We start from the raw sequence: 4,231 nt of genomic DNA, 5'->3' as shown, positions 1-4,231 counted from the left end.
CACACACTGCTCACCGATGCGGCGACCGTCTACCCGGTCTACATCGACCCCAGCTTCAACTGGAGCACAAATGGTCCCAGGATGTCCGGCTGGGCCAGCGTCTCCTACCAACACCAGTCGACCAACTACTGGAACAACACCCCCGACCCGATCGGGCGGATGCAGGTCGGCAACTCCGGCGAGCAGCGTTCGAACACTCTGATCAACTTCCCAGTGCCGTACGGCACCCTCGCGGGCGCGGAGATCGACGACGCCACGTTCAAGATCACTAACACCCGGTCCTGGAATTGTGACAACAAGACGGTCAACGTCTACGCGCCGGCCGCCACGCTGACCAAGTCAAACGCCAGGTGGGACGACTGGGAAGACCAGAGCAACGGTCCCCTCGCAGCGTCCAAGAGCTTCGCCTACGGCTACAGCGGGTGCGCCGCAGCAGGCGTGTCCTTCGACATCACCAGCCAGATCAAGACCGACGTCGCCAACAAGCGAGCCACCCGCACCCTGCGCATGATCGCCGCCAACGAGGCCAGCGACACCCGAAGCTGGAAAGAATTCCTGGAAACCAGCCCGACGCTGGAGATCCGCTACAACCACAAGCCGAACACCCCCACCGGAATGACCACCTCGCCGAAGACCGCCTGCGCGGGTGGCAGCATCGTCGGCGACGCCTCCGTCTCCCTCTACGCGCCGGTCTCCGACCGCAACGGCGGCACCCTCGGCGTCTCCTTCAAGCTCTGGAAGACCGCGGACACCAACCAGGCCGCGCTCGCCGCCTCCAACCCGAGCCTGCTGACGTACCCCTCCGGCTCCACCGGCGTGCTGATCGTGCCGTTGACCACCCTGCGCAGCGCAGCCGCCGGCGCCATCACCACCTTCTCGTGGAAGGTCCAGGCCACCGACTTCCGGACGCCCAGCGACTGGTCGGCCACCTGCACCTTCAAATTTGACCCCACTCGTCCGGGTCAGCCGTCAGTGAGCGACGCGCCCGCGGGGGCCACCGTCGGCCAGCCGGCCACCTTAACCATCACGAAGTCCGAGGGCAGCAGCGGCACCACGCCGAGCGGGTACGTCTCCCAGCTCAACGGCGGTCCGCCGGTCGACATCCCCGCCGACTCGACGGGTGCCGCCACCTTGACGGTGTCACCGACGCGGTTCACCAACACGCTGACCGTCACCAGCGTTTCCGCCGGTGGCAACTTCGGCGACAGCACCAGCATGGTCTTCAACGCGGCTCCCGCCGCCACTGCGCTGGACGGCGACATGACCGGCGACGATGTCGCGGACCTGCTCACCGTCGGCAAGGCGAACAATCTGCCCTCCGGGCTGTGGCTCGCCACCGGCAGGAACGGGACCGGCGTAGAACGGATCACGGCGAACATCGGAGCTCGGGGCAACGGGGTCACCGGCAACGAGGACTCGTCCGACTTCGACGGCGGCCAGGCGATCTCCGGGCACTTCTTCGGAGCCGGGTTCCAGGACGTCCTCGTGTATTACACGTCGGGTGTCAACGCCGGCAACGGCATCGTCCTGCGCGGCAGTGGTGACGGTTCGGTCATCCAGCCGTACAACAACCAGGTAAGCGTCTCCGGTGAACTGCTGGTCGACGACAACGGCAACGCCCCGCTGCAGTTGGCCAACGCTGGAGACTCCCGCGGCACCGGATCCACCATCCCGGACCTGATCGGCACCAGCGGCGACGCGACGAACGGGTACTTCCTCAACTACTACCCCATGGCCTTCGCGGCCGGCCTCTACTACTACGGCGGCAGCACCACGACCCTGACCCCGGCCGGCGGCGTGGACTGGAACAACTGGACCATCGCCACCGCCCAGGTCAGCGGCGGCACCGCGATGTTCCTCTGGAACAGCAGCACCGGGGCGCTGCACCTCTGGAAGAATCTGGCCTACAACCAGGACACCAACCAGCTCACCTACACGCCGTACACGCTCTCGACCAACTGGAACCGCGGCGCGACGCTGAGCCTGCAGGCCGCCGACATCAACATCGACGGCACCCCCGACCTCTGGACCATCGGTACCGGCGGGGTCGCCACGACCTGGTTGGTCACCGGGATGTCCGCAGGTGCTGGCAGCGTCACCGGGCAGCCGGCCCAGAGCCTCATCACGTCCAATCACGCCTGGCCGCTCGCCGACGCCGAGAGCGGCCCCGTGACGGGGGCCGACGTCGCGAAGGACGCTGTCGGCGCCCTGCACGCCACTGGTTCCGGGAACAGCATGTGGACGGCCGGTGATCTCTTCGACCGGGCTGCCCTGTTCGACGGTACGACCAACAGCGCGCTCGCCACGCCCGGGCCGGCGGTGACCACCAACGCCGACTTCACGGTCTCCGTATGGGCCAAGCCGACCGCCGCCGGCGGCACCGTCTTCTCCCAGGACGCGACGAACACGGCCGGCATCAGGGTCTGGATCGACGCTTCGGACAGAAGTTGGCGGGTCGCAATGTCACAGAGCGACGTCGCCAACCCGGTCTGGGATGTCGCCACCGCCGGCGCGAACAGTGCCCGACTGGGCGTCTGGACCAGGGTGACGGTCAGCTACGAGAAGGCCAACGGTCGTCTCGGCCTCTACCTCGGCGCATTGAACAAGGGGGTGGTGACTCACTCCGGCAGCTGGAACGCCGCCGGCCCGTTCCGGATGGGCGCGCACCGGACGTCGGCCGCCGGGCACGGCGGCTGGTTCACGGGTCAGCTCAGTGAGTTGCTCGCCTGGAACGCGGTGGTGAGCCCGGTCCAGCCGGTTCCCGCCGGCCCGCGCCGGGACTTCAGCGGAGACGGTTACCCGGACGTCATGGCGCGGTATACGCCCAACAGCGACATCTTTCTCTACCAGGGCAACGGCGCTGGGACCTTCCAGTCCGGCTCGACGACCGTCGGCGCGGCCTGGTCCGCATTTGACACCATCTTCTCGCCGGGCGACTTCAACGGCGACGGCATCACCGACGTGATCGCCCGGCACGCGACCAACAAGGACCTCTACCTCTACCGAGGCAGCGGCACCGGCAGGTTCCTCTCCGGTTCCACCATCATCGACGAAAACTGGGCCGCCTTCGACACGATCTTCTCGCCGGGCGACTTCGACGGCGACGGTAAGACCGACGTGATCGCGCGCAATGCCACCAGCAAGGACCTCTACCTCTACCGGGGCAACGGCACCGGGGGCTTCATCTCCGGTTCCACCATCATCGGCGACAACTGGGCCGCCTTCGACACGATCTTCTCGTCGGGCGACTTCGACGGGGACGGAAAGACTGACGTAATGGCCCGGCACGCGACCAACAAGGACATCTACCTCTACCGCGGCAACGGCACCGGCAGGTTCCACCCCGGCTCGACCGTCATCGGCGACAATTGGGCCGCCCTCGACCGGATCTTTTCGGTCGGAGACTTCAACATGGACGGCAACACCGACGTCATCGCTCGCCACGCGACGACCAAGAATCTCCACCTCTACCAGGGCAACGGGGTAGGACGGTTCAAGTCCGGCTACACCGTCATCGGTGCCAACTGGTCGGCCTTCAACACGATTTTCTGATCGCGAATGGTCCGGTCCGGGCGGTGAGCCCGGGCCGGACCGGCCAGGTTTTTTCCACCTCGGCCATGCGCGAATCTGCACGCTTCTCTCACTCGCAGTGAGCGCCTCGGCAAATCCCGGGGCGAAAGCGATGTTGCATGTTCAACCGCCTGGAAAGGTCACGGATCCGTGACGAAGTCCTCGATCTGCGCCCTGAAGCATCTCAGTGAGTTGCAAATGGACCCGTCGTGTTGCTGGGAAGGCATCCCTCAGGCCGGCGTGACTGCTTCACCATGGCCGTCGATCGGACGCGTCTGCCGCGTTCGCGGCACATCACTCAAGGGGAGTTTCTGCTTATGATCACCAGACGGCTGCGCCTACGCGCTGTCGCATCGGGTGCGGTGGCCGCTGTCGCCATCGCCACGGCCACGGTCCCGCTCACCGCACCGGCGGTCGCCGGTGCCGCCCAGCCGAAACCGGCCGCTGTCCCGGCCGGGCCTCTCGGGGTGGACGCGGCGCTGGCTCAGGCGAAGCGGACCGGCAAAAAGGTCGAGGCCACCGCCGCCGGCACCTCCACGCAGACCCTGAACGCGCTACCCGACGGCCAGCTCCTGCTCAGCCAGAGCGTCATGCCCAACCGCAAACGCGTCGGCGACACCTGGAAGCAACTCGACCCCACCCTGACCCGGCGGGCCGACGG

At 66.8% G+C, this 4,231-nt stretch carries 1 protein-coding gene and 1 pseudogene; both read left to right on the top strand.

Translation table 11 applies throughout. From position 1 onward, the window contains the following. Nucleotides 1-3,552 (top strand): FG-GAP-like repeat-containing protein (locus AB0K10_RS33120; RefSeq protein ID WP_363690165.1); only part of this gene is annotated, 3,552 nt, incomplete at its 5' end. 335 nt (nt 3,553-3,887) lie between these two features. Continuing rightward, a pseudogene (locus AB0K10_RS33115) lies at nt 3,888-4,231 on the top strand (hypothetical protein); the annotation flags it as partial.

The sequence above is a fragment of the Micromonospora sp. NPDC049274 genome (assembly GCF_040678875.1).
In the GTDB taxonomy this organism is placed as follows: domain Bacteria; phylum Actinomycetota; class Actinomycetes; order Mycobacteriales; family Micromonosporaceae; genus Micromonospora.
This window is presented reverse-complemented; position numbering and strand designations above follow the sequence as displayed.